The following is an 18,086-nucleotide window of genomic DNA, read 5'->3' as shown; positions in this document are numbered from 1 at the left end:
GACCCCGCCGGGGGCTGATGCGAGCGGACTAGACATTTTGCGCCTTTCTCTCGCTCGAGCCTCTGATCCAAAGCGCCAGCATCGTCAGTGCCGCACCTGCATAGACGGTGCCGGCGGGGATCCACATGATCATGCCTGCCAGTTGTTGGTCTTCAAGCGGCGTCAAGCCCCATGCCATCGCGGCTTGCGTCTGCGCGGCGTACAAGACGCGGGGAGCGAGAGCCATCAATGCGCCCAGAACGCTTGTGTGGATCATAGTGAAAAACAGATGCCAGGCAGCCGAGCCGTAATCGCTTCGCCAAACAAGCGCCCACCAAAACAAGATCGCCGTGGCGAAGAAAGTGAGATGCTGAAAGCGATGCACTGCGGGGTTTGTAACGGCGGCGTCGAAGACTATCGGCACGTGCCAGGCCCAGATTGCAACGCCATGCAAAATGGTTGCGCTGGTCGCGCTTGTGCCCCTGTCCCACAACTCGCGCATCAGAGGCGCCCGCATCAGCATTCCCGCCGCCATACGGGTCCTGGCGGGCAATCCCCACAGCAGGATTCCAATCGGCCGCGCCAACACGATCAAAGGGGCCGATACAGCCATGACGATCTCGTGCTCGATCATATGAAAGGTAAAGAGGTGTTCGCCAAGCCAGTGCAGCGGGGACAGCACCGCACCAGCCAGGGTGAGCATTCCAGCGCTGTAAAGGCAGATGCGGCGGTGCATACCCCCGGTCCGCCTTGTGCGTCGGGCCAGCCTTGCCGCTCCCACGCAATAAAGTACGGCCAGCGTCCCGAGTGGCACCACCATCCACGGATCGAAAGTCCAGGCAGGCTCCAAGCCATGCGCATCGTCGCCATGCGCCATGGCCGGCCAGGCCATCATACCGCAGATCAGGGCGCAGATCAGCGTTGGCATGCGTCCAGCAGCATCGTGGCTGCCTCCTGCAACACCAGGGCAAAGACAAATGCCAGCGCGATCAGAAATCCCGCGTCAACAATAAAGCGCCTTGTCTGGACCGTCCCGTGTGAAGCCGTACGCGCTGCAGTTAGGCCAGCGATCGAAACAACCAGAAGAACCCCGCAGAGGACGGCGCTCCACGAACTATTCTGTCGGCAGTCAATGTAGGGCATGATTTGGCCAAGTTGGGTGCTGAGCGCCCAGGCTAGCGGCGCGACACCAAGTCCGGTCCATTGCAGCCATGTTTTTCTCAAAGCCGAGGTATCCAATAGAGGCAGGCGTACATGGGCAACCACGTCGCAACCACGAAGTTCCAGTACATCGCATTGTCGCTGACATCTCCGAACCGGCGCGGCGTGTCGCCATGCCGGGAAAACATCAGGCAGGCGAGTACCAGCGTCTCGATCACATCCGTCAGGATGTGGGTGGTGTGGAGGCCAAGCATGACCCATACAATCGACCCGTATGCGTTTTGATCCCACTTAATATGCATCGCCGGAAACTCGAAGACACGCAGGACCAGAGGCACTATTCCCAGTACGGCCATGACGATCAATCCGAGGCGAACTTTTTGCAGATCCTGCTCGCGCGCCCAGCGTGCGACGAGGATGTTGGGAACAACGCTTGCCAGCAGAAGGGCCGTCAGGGCCGTGCCGGCGAACAGATCCGGCGGCGGGGCGCCCAATGGCCATCGCGGCTCCAGGCTCATCAGGTAGAGATAGATCACGATCGAGAGCGCAAAGCCGGTCCCTTCGATGAGCATGAAAGCGAGCGTTCCCCACCATGACGGGCTTGCGGTGCCAAGGCCATGCGCTGGGAGCTCGGTCAGATCGAGCACGATGTTTTCTTTCATGACTCGTCCTCCGGCACGCCCTTGGGCCAGAACCAGCCTATCAGTGAGACCGCTACCGGGATGGAACCCCAGACAACCGCCCATGGGCTGAATATGGACCAGACCAGCGTCAAGGTGGTCGCAAGCGCTGCCCAAAGCGGCCAGATAGAATTGCCGACCGATGATTCCCGCGCTTCCGGAATGCCCTCAACGACGCTGGTGATCAAAAGCTCACGACGGTCGACCCGCAAGCCGGCGGCGACGGGCGGGGCGGCCTCCTCCGCCCACAGGGGTTCACTGCTGCCGACCACGGGTAGCCTGGCAAAATTGTAAGGTTGCGGCGGCGACGCCGTCGCCCATTCAAGCGTAGAGGCTCCCCAGGGGTTAGCACTCGCGACGGCGCCTGACCTGGCACTGCGGATGGCATCGATGAAAAACAGAAGGAAGCCAGCGGCCAGGACGATTGCGCTAAGGCTAATGAACATGTTGAGGCCGGCCCAAGGCATCTCGGGCTGATAGGTGTAGATGCGACGCGGCATGCCTTGAAGACCCAGGATGTGCATGGGAAAAAACGTCAGGTTGAAGCCGACAAAGATCAGGCCGAAGACCCAGCGGCCAAGGGTCTCGCTCATCATTTTGCCCGTCAGCTTCGGGAACCAGTAATAAATCGCGCCGAGCAGCGGAAAAACCGCGCCGCCGACCAGGACATAATGGAAATGGGCGACAACGAAATAGGTGTCATGGACCTGGGTATCGAACGGAACCGAGGCCACCATGACGCCGGTGAGGCCGCCAATCACGAAGATCACCATGAAGCCGATGACGAACAGGAACGGCGTTTTGAAGATCGGCTTTCCCGCCCAGATGGTGGCAAGCCAGCAGAAAATCTGCAATCCGGCCGGGACTGCAATCGCCATGCTGGAGGCGGTGAAAAAGCTCTCTCCCAGTCGTGGAAGACCAGCAACGAACATATGATGGACCCAAAGGCCGAAGGCGAGGACCCCCGTCGCCACCAAGGCCATAACCATCGCCAGGTAGCCAAACACTGGCCGACGCGTAAACGTCGCTACAATGGTCGACACCATGCCCACTGCCGGCAGGAAGATTATGTAGACCTCGGGATGACCGAAGAACCAGAACAGATGCTGCCACAGCAACACATCGCCGCCTTCGGCAGGGTTGAAAAAGTGCGTGCCGACAAGGCGATCGAGGATAAGGCTTGTGCTTGCGATCATGATCGCCGGCATGGCCAGAATGATAAGAAACGACGTCACCATCATCGACCAGACAAACAATGGAATCCTGTCGAGCGACATCCCTGGCGCGCGCTGCTTGAACACGGTCACAACGATCTCGACGGCGATGGCGAGGGCGGAAACCTCGGTGAAGGTGATCATCTGTGCCCAGATATCGGCGCGTTTTCCCACGCCATATTGCGGCCCCGACAAGGGCACGTAAGCGAACCATCCGACGTCTGGGCCGGTGTCGACGATGAAGGCAATCCACAAGAGCAAGCCGCCCGCGACATAGATCCAGTAGGAAAACGCGTTGAGGCGCGGGAAGGCGATGTTGCGTGTCCCCACCATCAAAGGCACGAGGTAGACGGCCACTGCCTGCATGACGGGGACGGCGAACAGGAACATCATGTTCGAACCGTGCATGGTGAAGATCTGGTTGTAGCGATCGGGTCCGATGAACCTGGCCTCAGGCTGCGACAGTTGCAGCCGCATCAGCAGCGACAGCACCCCTCCAAACGCCAGGAAAACAAAAGCTGTCGCGATGTAGCGTCGGCCGATCACCTTGTGATCCACCGTCGACAGGGCGCCCCACAGGCCAGGCTGCGCTGACCAGGTCGAGGCGAGGGCGCGGTTGAGTTCCTTGTCGCTTAATGCCGTGTCCCTGAGCCCATCATCCTTCGAGCGGGTCATTTCAGGCTCTCCATATAGGCCGAGATATCCTGGAGCTCGATACTGGTCAGCGGCACCATCGGCATGTTGTTTCCGGGCTTCAGCGTCTGCGGATCGGCGATCCATGCCGCCATTGAACCGCGCGTGGTCTCGACGAGGCCGGCCGCGATTGTTTGACGACTGCCGACATGGGTAAGGTCAGGTCCGGTGGTGCCGTTGGCGGCTGTGCCCCGAATGGTGTGGCAGGCGGCGCACGGCTTTGCCAGAAAAGCCGCGCGTCCGGCGGCGACGTCAGGACCCGTCGTCGGGATTGCATCAGCACTCTGTGATGCGATCCAGCGTGCGTAGTCGGCTGGCGCCTCGGCGATGACCATCACCGCCATATGGCTGTGCTGCAGTCCGCAGAATTCGGCGCACTGACCGCGATAGACACCGGGCTTTTCGGCCCGCAGCAGCAGGCTGTTGGAACGACCCGGGACGAGATCCTGCTTGCCGGCAAGACTGGGGACCCAAAATGAGTGGATGACATCGGCGCTTTCAAGCCGAACATGAACATCCTGACCAACAGGGATGTGAATTTCATTGGCGGTCTGAAAGCCAGGTGTTTCGGAGGAATCGGCGTAGATTACCTGCCACCACCATTGCTGCCCTCTTACAGTGATCGTTATAGAGGCTTTTTCCGGAAGGCCGATGCCGCGGGTGGTGTAGAAGCTGGCAACCGTCATGCCGGCAATCATAATGGCGGTCGCGGCCACTGCCGCAGTTACGACCACAGTCAGCCGCCGTTGCCGGATTTCCGTTTCGTCCTGCTGGCGTCTGCGCCACAGTGCGCCACCAAGCACGAGCATCACAGCAAGCCAGATTACCGAGCACAGGGCCACGATGCCGATAATCAGGTGTTCGATATGGAGCGCGGGCGCGCCAGAGGGGTCGAGCGCGGACTGGTTTCCGCTGCAGCCGCACGCGGTCGTAGCGGCCCACAACGCGATGACGCCCGCGGCTCTCACGGCGATGGCCCCTGGTCAGGGTGAACCCCCGCCGGCCCCTGGTCGAAGAGGATTTTCGCCGGACCACGATTTTCGGCAGGGCGGGTCTGTTTGTCATCGTTGCGACTGGGCGCCGCAACTTTGGGCTTATAAGCGCCAATCGTTTGAACATAGCCGGCGAGCTGCCATATCTGCTCGGTCGTCATCCGGTCGCGAAAGGCCGGCATCCCATGCGGCCGGCCGTCCCTGACGGACGCAACGATGGACACGATCTCGGGTCCGTACAGCCACCAGCCGTCCAGGAACGACGGGCCAGCGCCGCCGCGACCATCACCATGGCATGCCGGGCAGCCGAACCAGGCGTAAAGCCGCTTGCCCTGGCTTAAATTGTAGGCGTCCGTTTCGTATGGCTTGCCCGACGCAAAATAACTCTCGGGCGGCGTTCCGCTGATGCCATTTGGCATCAGCCGAAATCCATCAAGATCAGAAGCAACAGGCGGATCCAGCCGAAGCTCTCGGGGCTCGCCAAGCCATCCCAAGACGGCGCTGGCGATGCCGAGCGCTATCGCCGCAGCCGCAAAGGCGCCATTCGAGTAGCTCATCTCCCTCTTCATCATTCGCCTACAAGGGACTCAACCATCCTGGGACAGGGTTGATCGGCTCAAACGCACTGGCAAAAGTTTGTACGAAGGGGTCTTGGACTTTGGATCGTGATGCGCCAAGGGAAACAGCGGATTTGTCTCAGGATAGTAAGCCGCACAACAGCCCTTGGGAATGTTGTATCGGACGATCCTGAGGCCACCGACGCTGCGAACGCTGCTGTCATCGATTGCTGTCGTCATGTCGACGATGTCACCATCGACGAAGCCCAGGCGAGCGATGTCTTGTGCATTCATGAATACAATCCGGCGCGTGCCTTCAACGCCACGGAAGCGGTCACTGTAGCCGTAGATGGTGGTGTTGAACTGGTCGTTGGAGCGCAGCGTGGCGAGATGCAAAACATCTGCTCTGTCGGCGGTTGAAAAGTCGGGGAAAAGCTTGCCCGGGGTGATAAAGTTCGCCTTTCCTGTTTTCGTCACCCATTTGCGCTCGCGCGCCGGCAGCGGTCTCGCGAATCCACCGGGCTTGAAAAGCCTTTCGTTGAAATCCTTGAAAGTTTCGGGGTAAGTCCGCTCAATGGCATTGCGGATCTCGGCGTAGTCGCCAACCCAGGCGTCCCATGGGACCTTGGTTTGCCCAAGCGTAGCCTTGGCAATGCCGGCAATAATGGCCGGTTCGGACAGAAGTTCAGAGCTTGCCGGTTTGGTCTTGCCCCGCGAACCATGGAAATGAGCGATCGAGCTTTCCATGGACACCGCTTGCGGCCCACTCGCCTGCTGGTCGAGTTCGATGCGGCCAAGGCACGGCAGCAGATATGCGACCTCTCCGTGCAGAACATGGCTGCGGTTGAGTTTGGTGGCTATCTGAACGCTCAAACGAAGTTTGCGCCATCCCTCTTCCATGGCCGCGGTGTCTGGCACCGCTCTGAGGAAATTGCCGCCAAGGCTGATAAACGCGCGGGACTGACCCGTCATAATCGCTTCGCACGTTTCCACCGTCGAGCGGCCGGTCCATTGCGGCGGCTCAAAGCCATAGAGCTCGGAAAGTTTGTCGAGGGGCGCCAGGCCGGGCTTCTCCGTAATCCCGACGGTGCGCTGGCCCTGCACGTTGGAGTGACCGCGAACGGCGCAAATATTCGCCCCGGGCTTTCCGATGTTGCCGCGCAGCAGCGCGAGGTTGCAGACCATGTGAACGTTCTCGACGCCCATGAGCTGTTGTGTCAGGCCCATGCCGTAGACCATCATGACTGCGTTTGAGTTGGCATAGGTGGCGGCGGCCTCCTTCATTTCGGCGCGTGCCAGCCCCGATACATGCTCAAGCTCGTTCCATTGGTGGGCGCGCGCAGCTGCTGCGAATTCCTCGAAGCCGGTCGTGTGTTCCTTGATGAAATCGTGATCGAGAACGTGCTTCTTGGCAGCGGATGCCATCGATGCCGCAAAGGCAATCATGGCTGCGTTGTCCGGATCTTTTGGCGTCGCATCGCGTCCGGCGACAGGGTTTTGACCGGAGGCCTTCAGGGCGTCGTCTGCTTCGATGAGAGCCTTGCAGACGCCGAACAACGCTGCGATATCGCCGCCGTTGTTGACCTGATAATATTGCGACGAAATCGGTGTCTCTTTCCCGGTCAGCATCTGGACGGGTGATTGCGGATTGACGAAGCGCTCCAGCCCGCGCTCCCGCAGCAGGTTGAAAGTAACAATCTTCACGCCTCGGTTGACTGCGTCTTGCAGATCATGAAGCAGGCGTGGCGAGGATGTCCCGACATTCTGGCCAATGTAGAATATACAGTCCGTGTTCTCGAAATCGGACAAAATGGCGGTGCCGACCGATGCGCCGATGCTCTCGGGAAGCGCAACGGAGGAGCTTTCATGGCACATGTTCGAGCTGTCGGGCATGTTGTTGGAGCCGTACATCCGCGCGAACAGCTGGTACATGTAGCTCGCCTCGAGTGACGCCCGCCCGGATGTGTAAAGATCAGTCTGATGCGGGTCCAGAGCGCGCAACTCCCTGCCGATCTCTTCGAATGCAGCGGGCCATTCGACCGGCACATATTTGTCGCTGGCAGCGTCCCAGCGCATCGGGTGCGTCAGCCGACCCTCCTCTTCGAGGTCGTGATCCGACCATCGCTCGAGTTCTCTCAGCGTGTGCTTGTCGAAGAACGCCGGGCCTGCACGTCGCGACGTGGTTTCCCAGGCTGTCGCCTTGGCGCCGTTCTCACAGAATTCGAGCGGATGCGGCTGCGCCGGCTTTGCCCAGGCGCAGCTCACGCACATATAGCCTTCGGGCTTGTTCTGCGTCGACAGCAATCGGCTCCCTTTCGAGGGAACATGTTCCTTGAGGAGGACACCAGCCACGGATTTCGCTGAGCCCCACCCACCGGCGGGCCCTTTATACGGCTTGATAGTGGCTGTTCTCGTGTTCGACGCCATTTCCTGCCTCGTTTGCCACAGCGAGATTTCCGTCGGTCTCGCTCTCATTTGCCGTGGACGCGCAAGCAACGCTACCTCGCCCACGGCGTCCTCCCGCCGGCACGGGATGACTTGCTGGCTGCGACATGCGCGACAATGCGAAAGGCAGGCCAATCGACGTTTCCCGGCAATATGAAACTTGGGATCTGCCTGACGGTTCCACGCATGGGACCGACTTCGTTTTCCTCAACTTTTGCCACCGATTCCTGGCGTCGGAGAAGCGTTGCGTCGGCCGCTTCGGGATGCATGGCGGCTCTGGAACCTCGTCTCGTGTGGAAAGTTGTCGAACGTCCCGAAGGAGATTCCGCCATGGCGCGTCCAGCTAGCAGACCCGTTGTCCCGCCCACCATCGGACGTATGTGATGGAGAAAAATCCATGAACGTCGCCAACCTACAGCTGGAGGGGCTGCTGATGGCGGTCGCAGCGGTCAACAATGCCCTGGTACGGAAGGGACTCCTCTCGATCGATGATATCGATAGGGCCTTGAAAACCGCGGAAACCTCGTTCACCGGCGACGAGCGCCTGTTCGAGGACATGTCACCGGCAAACCGTGATGCCGTCTGCTTCCCTTTGCGCCTTCTGCAACTCGCGAACACCAGCCAGTTCGAAGCCGGCGTGCCACCGTTTTCAGAGTTGGCCAAGCAGGTTGGGATCACCAAACAGCCTTACAACGACCAGATGTGAAGGGAGCATAGGTATGGAGGTTCTGGAAATCATCGTTGCCAACAACGTGGTGGAATTCCGCGGCGAGGGTGGTGACAATATACTCGTCACTGTCGCGCAACCGGCGGTTTTATCCCCTGAAGAGCTGATCGAAAAATCCAAGATCATGCTTTTGCATGCCGCCAAATTTGGTGTCGAGGAAGAGAATTCTGGCGAACAGCGAATAGCCGATGCGGGGGATGAGTATCGGCTTGAGTATCATGACAATGGGGAGATCCGTGACGTGAGTGGCCTGGTCTTTCCCGATCTGGACGCGGTGCGCGACGAATGCAGGCGCTCGGCGGAGGATTTGTGGAAAGACGCCCTGTCTCGGGGTGAAGCACCGGTGGGCTGGGCCGTCAGGGCGCGTGACCGTCGCGGTGACATCGTCGCCACGGTCGATTTTTCCGACTTGCAACGCGCCGCCGCCGAGCTGGATCAACGACCTCAGTCCGAAATTTGAACCCGTCATTCTCAAGCGTTTCAAAGGAGAGCACTATGCCGCGTAAGCCAGCAGCCGAAGCCAACGCACCGACAGCCACCGTCCACGACTTGACCTTGGCCAGAGGCCAAGGCGGGGAATTGCATCAAGTTGCGGAGGGCGACACTGACGTCCTGACAACAGCCCAGGGCGGCCCGGTCTCAGATGACCAGAACACGCTCAAGATCGGCGCACGTGGTCCCACGCTGATCGAGGATTTTCATTTCCGCGAGAAGATTTTCCACTTCGACCATGAGCGCATTCCTGAGAGGGTAGTGCATGCGCGTGGCTATGGCGCCCACGGCTTTTTCGAAACCTACGAGTCGCTCGCAAAATATACGCGCGCCGACATCTTCCAGCGAGCTGGAGAAAAAACGCCGGCATTCGTGCGGTTCTCGACGGTGGCCGGCAGCAAGGGGTCATTCGACCTTGCCCGCGACGTCCGGGGATTTGCCGTGAAGCTTTATACCAAAGAGGGCAACTGGGATATCGTGGGAAACAATATCCCGGTGTTCTTCATTCAGGACGCGATCAAGTTTCCCGATGTAATCCATTCGGTCAAGCCGGAGCCTGACCGTGACTTCCCGCAAGCGCAGTCGGCGCACGACACGTTCTGGGACTTTATCAGCCTGACGCCGGAATCGATGCACATGATCATGTGGGTGATGTCGGATCGCGCCATCCCGCGCTCTTTCCGCTTCATGCAAGGGTTCGGCGTGCACACCTTCCGGCTCGTCAATGCGGCCGATGAATCGACCTTCGTGAAATTCATCTGGAAGCCCAAGCTTGGCATGCAATCAGTCGTGTGGAACGAAGCCGTCAAGATCAACGGCGCCGATCCCGACTTTCATCGGAGGGACCTCTGGAACGCCATCCAATCAGGCGATTTCCCCGAATGGGAGCTGTGCCTGCAATTGTTCGACCAGGAGTTTGCCGACAATTTCGACTTCGACATCCTCGATCCGACCAAGATCATTCCGGAGGAGATCCTGCCGCCGATACCTGTCGGGCGTCTTGTTCTCGACCGGATGCCGGACAATTTCTTTGCCGAGACCGAACAGGTCGCGTTCATGACCCAGAATGTTCCGCCTGGTATCGACTTCAGCAACGATCCGCTGCTGCAGGGCCGCAACTTCTCCTACCTCGACACACAGCTGAAACGCCTGGGCGGCCCCAATTTCACGCATCTGCCGATCAACGCGCCGAAATGCCCATTCCATCATTTCCAGCAGGACGGCCATATGGCGATGCGCAATCCGGTTGGACGGGCCAACTACCAGCCGAATTCATTCGGCGTCGGCCCGCGCGAATCCCCGGAGCGTGGGTTTCGGTCCTTCGCTGACGGAGAGGAGGGCCAGAAGGTCCGGCTGCGGCCCGAAAGTTTCGCCGACCACTACAGCCAGGCCGCTCAGTTCTTCAACAGCCAGACCCCACCCGAGCAACGCCACATCGCTCAGGCCTTGACCTTTGAACTGAGCAAGGTTGAAACCCCAGCCATCCGCGAGCGGATGATCGCGCACTTGCTGAACATCGATGAGGGACTGGCTGTCACGGTCGCCGACAAGCTTGGCATCACCGAGATGCCGAAGCCGGCCGACGCCGCTGTATCGCCGCGCACGGATCTCGAGCCCTCGCCAGCGCTGAGCATCATTGCCAATGGCCCGGAGAGCTTTGCTGGCCGCAAGGTTGGCGTCCTGATCGGCACCGGCACGGACGCCGGTCTCTTCAAAGCCTTGCAGGCTGCCATTGAGAATGAGGGGGCCGCCATGGAAGTTATCGCGGCAAAGGTCGGCGGCGCGGTGGCCAGCGATGGCACCAAGATTGTGGCTAAGCATATGATCGATGGCGGCCCATCGGTATTGTTTGACGCGGTCGCCATCCTGCTCACCGAAGAGAGTGCCAATCTGCTGGCCGGCGAAGCAGCGGCTCGCGATTTCGTGGCGGATGCCTTTTCCCATTGCAAGTTCATCGGCTTCACGCCCGGCGCCGTGCCGCTTCTGGCCAAAGCGGGCGTCGAGCCCGGGGCTGACGAGGGAATGCTGCCGCTGGCTGACAAGGCGAGTGCCACGGATTTCATTGAAAGTTGCAGGGGTCTGCGGCTGTGGGCGCGGGAAGCCGCAGTCAAGCTGTGAGGCCGCGTCTTCAGGCTTGCAAAAGAGGAGCCCGCAAAGTGGGCCCTTCATTTTGCTGAATTTCTGACAGAGCACAGCTCCGAATGGTGTGCACATCGTGTCGGCGCTGACCGACGCAGCTTTTGCCGCTACGACTGCCCGCTCATGTGGGATGAACGGTTGCTACGTTTCGCTGGTGACGTTAGGTACTTCGACGACGATTCGAACGCCGCGATCTAACCATTCGCGCTCGGTAGATCCTTGAAGCTGCCGCCGTATCGTAGCTTCGGCGATCACGGTGCCAAAGCCTGCCTTTCGGATGCCCGCAGGCGGCGGGCCTCCCGTTTCTTCCCAAACGAGCGCGAGCCCTTTGGTTTGCGGGATTTCGTTCCAACTGATTGCGACCTGGCCGGTGTCGTGCGAGAGCGAGCCATGCGACGCCGCGTTTACGGCGAGCTCATGAATGAACAACGCAAGCGGTTGGACCGCATGAGCTGCAAGCATGATCTCTGGGCCGCTCAAAACTGCCCGTGACGCCCCGTAGGGCTCTATCTGAGTGCGAATGGCCTCCCGTAGCGGAATCTGATGCCAGCCGCGCCGGGAAAGCAAAGTGTGGGCTCGGGCCAGAGATTGCACACGCTGCTGTACGGAGGCCGCATACAAGGCAGCGTCGTCCGATCGAGTAAGCCGAACGATGCTGTCGACAAGCGCAAGCACATTGTTGGCGCGATGGTCTACCTCTAGAAGAAGCCGGTGCTCGGAGTCTTCCAGAGACTGGATCCTGCGATAGTCTGTGCGGTCGATTTGAGAGCCGAAGTGATACACAACACGGCCGCTGTCATCGTGAATTGGGCTGAAATGGAGCTGGTTCCAGAAGGGCGATCCATCCTTGCGGTAGTTGAGGAGTTCGACACTGGCCTCGCGCTCCTCTCTTATCGCGGCTCGTATTTCGGAAACGGCGATTTTGGATGTTGCCGGCAGTTTTTGCCGAGAACCTCTCCTGCATCGTATCCTGTTAATTTCAGGAAAGCTTCGTTTGCCAGGACTATAGGGTAATCTTGCTGTGTGGCATCGGTGACCACCATCGGCATGCGTGTCCGCTGAAACGCTGTGGCCGCCAACTCCTTGCGGTCTGGCAGCGCATCCGCCGTCACCGCGGCCGGCTGATCACCGTGAATATGGGACAGGTCTTTTTCGTCCATTAAGGCTTCCTTGGTACCGACTAAAACCTTGAACGTGAGAGGCGTAAAAGCGTTGCCGATCGTTGGCGAATTCGCTGCGGACGCCAATCTGGTCGCGACAATCGTTGACGAAGTTGACGCCCTTCTGCCCGAGCGGTGGAACAAGGATCGGGGCCGCAAATTAACAGCAATCGAAATCCCGGCGGGTGCCACAAGGGCACCGCCGGTCGCGGTTGATCTGGGTGGAGGATCAAGATGTCACACGAGGTAGAGGAGCGCCGCCTCAAAATGCTTATCGAGCAGTACGTCGAGGTGCGGAAGAAGCGGCACGATGTTGTGTCGGTGAGGCAGGCAGCAGCGGCTGTCCTGACTGTCATGAAAGCCTGTCCGGTTTCCAGAAGCGAGCTCGACGACATGATCGCCGCAAGCGCCGTGGCTCATGGCCTGGGTGTTGCGTTCGATGCGCAGCAATCCCCGCCACAATTTTCGATCTCGCGCTGACATGGCCGCTGACCCTACGCTGCGCGAGGAACCCATTGGCAGCAACGCAGTGCACATCTGCGTCGACATGCAGGCGATGTTCCGCGAACCGTCGCAATGGTCGTTGCCATGGATGGACCGTGTGCTTCCCAGGATCGTAGATCTTTGCAGCACACAGCCGTCGAGATTGGTCTTCACGCGGTTTATACCGGCTAGGCGGCCCGGCGCCGGGCAGGGGACTTGGAAACGCTACTATGAACGATGGGCAGACATGACGCTTGAGCGCCTTGGCCCGGGAAAGGTGGACTTGGTCCCGGAACTTCGAGCGTTTACGCCGCCGGCGCCAGTTGTAGACAAGCCGGTGTATTCGCCTTGGCTTGGCTCGAACCTTCGCACTCTACTGGCGCAGCGGCGCTGCGACACCGTAATCGTCACCGGCGGCGAAACAGATATGTGCGTGCTTTCGACGGTGTTGGGCGCGGCAGACTATGGCTTGCGTACCATCGTGGTCCAGGATGCGGTCTGCAGCGCCTCGGATGAGGCCCATGATGCCATGATCGGGCTGTTCAGCAATCGCTACGGCCAGCATATCGAGACCGCGACCACTGAGCAGCTTGTAAACTGTTGGATTGGTGGGTGACCGATCCTAACGGTAAGGGCCACGACGATGTCGCCGTGGCCCTTTTTTAAGTGCGTAGATCAAGCCGCTTTTTGCTGCTCGGCCGCCCTGTCGTTCACGCCGGACTCACCGAGTGAGGTCAGGGCATCGTCGGTGGCCTTCTCCTCTTCGAGTGTGGCGTTGAGGAGTTCGACGATGTCATCCTTGCCCAGCGATGTTGCCCAGGCGATCAGCGTGCCATAGCGTGCGATCTCATAGTGTTCGACCGCCTGCGCGGCGGCTACAAGGCCTGCGTCGATCGAGGTCGAACCCTTGTATTCCTCCAGGATTTCGGATCCTTCCTCGATGATGCCGTCGATCGCAGGGCAGGTCTTGCCGCGCGCAGCGATGCCAAGGATATCAAACACCTGCTCAAGTCGCTCGACCTGGCCCTCCGTCTCGACAAGATGTTTCTCGAAAGCGGCGGACACCTGGGCGTCCTCTGCGCCCTTGGCCATCTTCGGCAGGGCTTTGAGAATTTTCTTTTCGGCGTAGTAAATGTCCTTGAGGCCGTCGAGGAACAGATCCTCGAGGCCCTTGGTGCCGGCACTGGCTTTCTTGGTGGCTGCCATCTGACAATCTCCTTTGGTTGAAATCACCCCTTCGGGTGCTAATCCAACTCGGATGGTCGCACCGGGTTCCTCCGGAAATCAGGTGAGATCAATTTTCTTTTTAGCCTCGAGAACCCCTCCAAAGCGACGCGAAACGTGACCGACTTTTGTGCTCGGCGCACCTGCTCGATGCTATCGTTTGAACTCCTGTTTGCTGCTGGGCGTTTCAACGGATGACCGCCTTGATGCACGACGAAGGGCGACATACGGGGGCTTCACCGACGCTGCAGGGGAACGAACTGCTTCGGCGCGGGTTACGCATCGTTCTTGTGTCGGGGAGGCCGACTGGCAAGCCGAGCGAATCCGAGACATCAATGAAACAATTCACCAGGCCATGGGAGAACAAGGTGACTGATTTTGTGGTGACCACGATTGATGGGAGGCAATTTCGTGCCAGCAGCGAGAATGCCCGGTTGTCGAGCCTCGTAGACCAGTGCAGCACGAAAGGCTATTGCGAACTGGCTGTCAGGCCGCGAGAGCTCGAGCATTCCGGCCGGGAGACAAACACGGTATTTTTCAAGCACGGGATCATATCGATCAGTGAAGGAAGCCAAGTTCAGTCGGATTTGCCAGCGGACCAGCCAGTATCGCGCTAGGCGCTCGCCGTGGCAGGCCCTCAGTGGGACGAGGTATCGTCTGTGGACCTGCCCAGCCAGTGTTGAGCTTCGATCACGCCGGATGGGCTGGTTCCAAAGCGTCTAGCACCAGTTCATGAACAGCGGCCAACCGCTCCGGCCCGGGCTGGGTGGCGATCTTAAAGATGAGCCGCCCGTCACGRCGAACGCAGTCCGTGCGCTGGGCCAAGCGGCTGTAGGATTTGGAACCGGGCGTCGTAAATTCGATGGCTATGGCAACGGGGGCCAGCGCCGATCTTGGAGATGCCGGCCTTCACCGCCGCAACCTTGAGGCGTGCGAAATCGAGTAGCATGGCCGTCTCAGGTGGCGGCTTTCCAAACCGATCTTCAAGCTCCTCGGCAAAAGCATCGATTTCAGCGAGGGTCTCAAAGCGTTGCAGACGCGAGTAGAGATTGAGGCGCACCACAGCCTCGGAAACATAGTCGAACGGAAGAGTGCCCGAGAATTGCAGTTCGATCTCGGTTTCAAGGGTCGAGGTGTCATCATTACCCCGCACCTTATCGACCGCCCGCGCCAACAGCCGCTGATAGAGGCTCAACCCGATCAACTTCATGTGGCCGGCTTGCTGCTCTCCAACCAGATCGCCCGCGCCGCGCAGGTCGAGATCGCGGGCACTGATGGCAAGCCCTGAACCGAGCCGGTCGAAAGCGAGCAGTGTCGAGAGCCGCGAGCGCGTTTGCGGCGCGATGTCCTTCCCAGCCTCGGTTAACAAGTATGCCAAACCTTGCACCCGCCCCCTGCCGACACGGCCGCGCAACTGGTGCAGTTGAGCCATCCCGAACCGGTCCGCTCGAAACACGACGATGGTGTTGGCGCGTGGCACATCCAGGCCATTCTCGATGATGTTTGTCGACAGAAGGATGTCGCCATCCCCGTTGGCAAAGGTCACGATAGCCTCGTCCATCTCGGCGGCGTTCATGTCGCCATGGGCCACCAGCACGGATAATTCGGGCAGCAATTTGCGCAGTTCAGCAAGCGTGGGCTCGATGTCCTCAATGCGTGGGACCACGCAGAAACTTTGGCCAGCCCGTCGATGCTCGCGGATCAGTGCTGTCTTGACCGACGCTCTATCGAATGGGGCAAGTTCTGTGCGCACCGGACGCCGCCTTGCCGGTGGCGTAGAAAGCAGGCTGGCTTCCTGCACACCAACCATGGCTGCCGCAAGCGTACGCGGTATGGGAGTGGCACTCATCGACAGAACGTGCAGCTTCTGGCCGAGGCCGCGAAGCGTTTGCTTGAGTTTGACGCCGAAGCGGTGCTCCTCGTCGATAACGAGCAGACCGAGGTCGGCAAAGGTGACGTCCTTGGCCGCGATTGCCTGCGTCCCAACGACGACTCGAAGCGATCCGTCGGCGAGCCCTGCCTTGACCTTTCTTGACTCGGCCTCGCTGACGACGCGCGAAAGAAGGGCCACACTCACCTCGGTGCCCTCAAACCTGCGGGAAAATGTTTCGTAGTGCTGGCGCGCCAGCACTGTAGTCGGTGCGACGACCGCGACTTGACAACCATTCAACGCGACAACGGCGGCAGCGCGCAAGGCCACTTCAGTCTTGCCGAAACCAACATCGCCGCAAATCAACCTGTTCATCGCCTTGCCAGATGACAGGTCGTCGATGACTGCGGCAATCGCCTCGGCCTGATCGGCGGTCTCCGGATAAGGGAACCTTCCGGCGAAACGAGCATAAGGAATACGCGGTGGTTTCAACGCTCGGGCACCAGTTCTGTCACGCTCGGCAGCCAGTCTGACAAGCTGTTCTGCCGCCTCAGCAATCTCCATGTCGAGCTGTGCCCGGCGCTTGGCCCAGCCATCCCCTTTCAACCTGTCGAGTGTCACTGCCTCTTCATCGGCCCCGTAACGCCAGATGCGGCCGAATTCCTCTACGGGCGCCAGAAGCGTGGCTCCTCCATTATATTCAAGCCGTACGGTATCGGTGACCATCCCCTCGACCTCGACGGTTTCAAGGTCTCGCAGAACGGCGATGCCGTGACCTTCATGCAAAACGACGTCGCCGATTCGCAACTCTGGCTCCTGAGCGAGAGAGGGGGCTCCATGATCTCCCGGGTTTAATCGTGTACCGAAGACGTCGGCGGCCGATACGACCGCAAGAGCGGCCTTGTCATCGACAAAGCCGTCATCGATATCGACATTGAGGCTGACCAAGGTTGCGGGCTCGGCGCCCAGTGCCGATGCCCAGCTTTCGGCGTGGCCGACATCAAGCGTCAGATGACGCTGCAGCGTCTTGACCATTCGATCGAGGTCCACCGCAGGGCCGGCGAGGGCGACGCGCCGGCCACCTTGGATCTGTTCGGCAATAAAGTTCCCCATGGCCTTTGACGGGTTGACCTCAACGATAAAATCGGGCGTTGGCGACAAGCCCTGCAAATCGATCTTCATCCGACGTTTCGCCAGGTGCTTATCAAGGGTCGGGCGATCCAGGTAGAAGCGCTCCGAGGTCGGCTTGCGGCCTTGCTGCCTGTCGCGCATCCGGCGGGCGTCATTGATCAACGCGATCGCGGCGTCGAAGCGTTCGTCCACAGCCGGCTCCATTGCGATACGGGCGTGCGACAAGAGTTCGAAAATGGTGTTGAGCTTGTACCCGGCCCCGACCATCAGCATTTCCATGCATTGTGCTTCCGTAGGTCCAGCCGGCGCTGAGCTGCATTCCAGCAACTCCGTCGAAGGCGCGAGCATGATGGTCTCGAAACTCTCATCTGTGCGTTGCGACACAGGGTTGTATGAACGAATGCTGTCTACAGCTCCACGTTCGATTAGAATGCGATAGGGATGTGGCGCTCCTGATGGAAACACCTCGATGCCCTGACCAAGCAAGGCGAATTCCCCAGGCTCGTCGACCCGATCGTCCATCAGGTAGCCATAAGTCTGCAGGCGATCGCAAAATGCCTCAACATCAACGCGGTCGCCGGTGGCCAGGGATGTGAAGGCCTTCGCAATGGCATCGGCGGGAGGAAAGCGCTGCAGCGCCGCCTCGGGTGACATGACGACCAGGCGACCGCGATTGTTGGCTGCCTTGGCCAAAGCGAGAAGCGCGGTTGCGCGTCGTCCCATGCTTTCACGCGATGGCTGGATACGGTCGTACGGCAGGCAGTCCCACGGCGGCAATAAAATCACCTGCGTTTCCGGCATAAACTGCTTGAAAGAAATTGAGACTTCTTCGGCCTGGTTCTCGCTCCGTGCGATGAAAATCATGTCATCCGCGCCGCTATCCCGTACGGCCTGGAGCAGCCGCGCGGCAATCGCCGAAGCTGGTATACGACGCGATCTTGTTGCGTGTGCTTCGCTCGGAACACCCGATTCTGAAAGCGTGCTCGACCCAACCACGTCGATCGGCGGTTTTGAGTTTTTTTGTCGTTTCATGAAATATCGGTCCGAGGTTGCCCGCTTCTAACGAGCTTGCGCACGGTGTGTTCCAAAGGCGGCGGGCGCGCTCCGAGAAGGCGTGTAGCCCGAATGCGGCGGCCAAC

The 18,086-nt window shown here is 59.7% G+C and carries 14 protein-coding genes and 1 pseudogene; 6 read left to right on the top strand and 9 right to left on the bottom strand.

Annotated features, from left to right (window positions below; genetic code table 11):
• Window positions 1–28: 28 nt before the first annotated feature.
• From AC1DPX_RS08440 to AC1DPX_RS08415, 6 genes are all read right to left on the bottom strand, one after another.
• On the bottom strand, window positions 29–907 hold the full coding sequence (locus tag AC1DPX_RS08440) for a cytochrome c oxidase assembly protein (protein WP_477235869.1): 879 nt from the start codon (window positions 905–907) through the stop codon (window positions 29–31).
• Window positions 908–1,199: 292 nt separating this feature from the next.
• Complete coding sequence (locus tag AC1DPX_RS08435) at window positions 1,200–1,802, bottom strand: cytochrome c oxidase subunit 3 (RefSeq protein WP_477235867.1); 603 nt, start codon at window positions 1,800–1,802, stop codon at window positions 1,200–1,202.
• On the bottom strand, window positions 1,799–3,709 hold the full coding sequence (gene ctaD / locus AC1DPX_RS08430; RefSeq protein WP_477235865.1) for a cytochrome c oxidase subunit I: 1,911 nt from the start codon (window positions 3,707–3,709) through the stop codon (window positions 1,799–1,801). The genes AC1DPX_RS08435 and ctaD overlap by 4 nt, the downstream gene beginning before the upstream one ends.
• Window positions 3,706–4,695, bottom strand: coding sequence for a cytochrome c oxidase subunit II (gene coxB, locus AC1DPX_RS08425; RefSeq protein ID WP_477235863.1), 990 nt, complete (start codon window positions 4,693–4,695; stop codon window positions 3,706–3,708). The genes ctaD and coxB overlap by 4 nt, the downstream gene beginning before the upstream one ends.
• The gene (locus AC1DPX_RS08420; protein WP_477235861.1) at window positions 4,692–5,276 is read right to left on the bottom strand and encodes a c-type cytochrome; all 585 of its coding nucleotides are present in this window, start codon (window positions 5,274–5,276) and stop codon (window positions 4,692–4,694) included. The genes coxB and AC1DPX_RS08420 overlap by 4 nt, the downstream gene beginning before the upstream one ends.
• Before the next feature lie 30 nt (window positions 5,277–5,306).
• Window positions 5,307–7,703 (bottom strand): FdhF/YdeP family oxidoreductase, encoded by a 2,397-nt coding sequence (locus AC1DPX_RS08415; protein WP_477235859.1) that lies wholly within the window; start codon window positions 7,701–7,703, stop codon window positions 5,307–5,309.
• A 415-nt stretch (window positions 7,704–8,118) separates the two neighbouring features.
• On the opposite strand from AC1DPX_RS08415, the gene AC1DPX_RS08410 reads away from it, so the two are divergent.
• Genes AC1DPX_RS08410 through katE form a run of 3 tightly spaced genes read left to right on the top strand, consistent with a single transcriptional unit; the run spans window position 8,119 to window position 11,058 of the window.
• Window positions 8,119–8,427 (top strand): hypothetical protein, encoded by a 309-nt coding sequence (locus AC1DPX_RS08410; protein WP_477235857.1) that lies wholly within the window; start codon window positions 8,119–8,121, stop codon window positions 8,425–8,427.
• A 13-nt stretch (window positions 8,428–8,440) separates the two neighbouring features.
• A complete protein-coding gene (locus tag AC1DPX_RS08405) occupies window positions 8,441–8,908 on the top strand; it encodes a DUF6894 family protein (protein WP_477235855.1) in 468 nt (155 codons plus the stop codon).
• 35 nt (window positions 8,909–8,943) lie between these two features.
• Complete coding sequence (katE, locus tag AC1DPX_RS08400; protein ID WP_477237461.1) at window positions 8,944–11,058, top strand: catalase; 2,115 nt, start codon at window positions 8,944–8,946, stop codon at window positions 11,056–11,058.
• Between the two features lie 162 nt (window positions 11,059–11,220).
• Here the strand turns inward: katE and lov are convergent.
• Window positions 11,221–12,239, bottom strand: a pseudogene (lov, locus tag AC1DPX_RS08395) (blue-light-activated histidine kinase).
• Between the two features lie 234 nt (window positions 12,240–12,473).
• Here lov and AC1DPX_RS08390 point away from each other — a divergent pair.
• Together AC1DPX_RS08390 and AC1DPX_RS08385 are read left to right on the top strand one after the other, a co-directional pair.
• Window positions 12,474–12,719: a hypothetical protein gene (locus AC1DPX_RS08390; RefSeq protein WP_082583231.1), complete on the top strand. Its 246-nt coding sequence runs from the start codon at window positions 12,474–12,476 to the stop codon at window positions 12,717–12,719.
• Window positions 12,658–13,338, top strand: coding sequence for a cysteine hydrolase family protein (locus AC1DPX_RS08385; RefSeq protein ID WP_477235853.1), 681 nt, complete (start codon window positions 12,658–12,660; stop codon window positions 13,336–13,338). Before AC1DPX_RS08390 ends, AC1DPX_RS08385 begins: the two co-directional genes overlap by 62 nt.
• A gap of 59 nt (window positions 13,339–13,397) precedes the next feature.
• Here AC1DPX_RS08385 and AC1DPX_RS08380 read toward each other — a convergent pair whose 3' ends face one another.
• On the bottom strand, window positions 13,398–13,928 hold the full coding sequence (locus tag AC1DPX_RS08380; protein WP_057143607.1) for a YciE/YciF ferroxidase family protein: 531 nt from the start codon (window positions 13,926–13,928) through the stop codon (window positions 13,398–13,400).
• A 353-nt stretch (window positions 13,929–14,281) separates the two neighbouring features.
• Here AC1DPX_RS08380 and AC1DPX_RS08375 point away from each other — a divergent pair, with 353 nt between their 5' ends.
• Entirely contained in the window at window positions 14,282–14,563 is a 282-nt protein-coding gene (locus tag AC1DPX_RS08375; protein ID WP_477235851.1) for a hypothetical protein, read from the top strand.
• Between the two features lie 176 nt (window positions 14,564–14,739).
• On the opposite strand, the gene AC1DPX_RS08370 is transcribed toward AC1DPX_RS08375, so the two are convergent.
• Window positions 14,740–17,979: a DEAD/DEAH box helicase gene (locus AC1DPX_RS08370; protein ID WP_477235849.1), complete on the bottom strand. Its 3,240-nt coding sequence runs from the start codon at window positions 17,977–17,979 to the stop codon at window positions 14,740–14,742.
• Window positions 17,980–18,086: the final 107 nt, after the last annotated feature.

Source organism: Mesorhizobium sp. 01N446 (assembly GCF_056399285.1).
This window is presented reverse-complemented; position numbering and strand designations above follow the sequence as displayed.

Excerpts from the sequence above, each read along its gene's own strand:
- AC1DPX_RS08440 (WP_477235869.1), bottom strand. The coding sequence starts at position 907 with ATGCCAACGCTGATCTGCGCCCTGATCTGCGGTATGATGGCCTGGCCG.
- AC1DPX_RS08435 (WP_477235867.1), bottom strand. The coding sequence starts at position 1,802 with ATGAAAGAAAACATCGTGCTCGATCTGACCGAGCTCCCAGCGCATGGC.
- ctaD (WP_477235865.1), bottom strand. The coding sequence starts at position 3,709 with ATGACCCGCTCGAAGGATGATGGGCTCAGGGACACGGCATTAAGCGAC.
- AC1DPX_RS08420 (WP_477235861.1), bottom strand. The coding sequence starts at position 5,276 with ATGAGCTACTCGAATGGCGCCTTTGCGGCTGCGGCGATAGCGCTCGGC.
- AC1DPX_RS08415 (WP_477235859.1), bottom strand. The coding sequence starts at position 7,703 with ATGGCGTCGAACACGAGAACAGCCACTATCAAGCCGTATAAAGGGCCC.
- AC1DPX_RS08410 (WP_477235857.1), top strand. The coding sequence starts at position 8,119 with ATGAACGTCGCCAACCTACAGCTGGAGGGGCTGCTGATGGCGGTCGCA.
- AC1DPX_RS08405 (WP_477235855.1), top strand. The coding sequence starts at position 8,441 with ATGGAGGTTCTGGAAATCATCGTTGCCAACAACGTGGTGGAATTCCGC.
- katE (WP_477237461.1), top strand. The coding sequence starts at position 8,944 with ATGCCGCGTAAGCCAGCAGCCGAAGCCAACGCACCGACAGCCACCGTC.
- AC1DPX_RS08390 (WP_082583231.1), top strand. The coding sequence starts at position 12,474 with ATGTCACACGAGGTAGAGGAGCGCCGCCTCAAAATGCTTATCGAGCAG.
- AC1DPX_RS08385 (WP_477235853.1), top strand. The coding sequence starts at position 12,658 with ATGGCCTGGGTGTTGCGTTCGATGCGCAGCAATCCCCGCCACAATTTT.
- AC1DPX_RS08380 (WP_057143607.1), bottom strand. The coding sequence starts at position 13,928 with ATGGCAGCCACCAAGAAAGCCAGTGCCGGCACCAAGGGCCTCGAGGAT.
- AC1DPX_RS08375 (WP_477235851.1), top strand. The coding sequence starts at position 14,282 with ATGAAACAATTCACCAGGCCATGGGAGAACAAGGTGACTGATTTTGTG.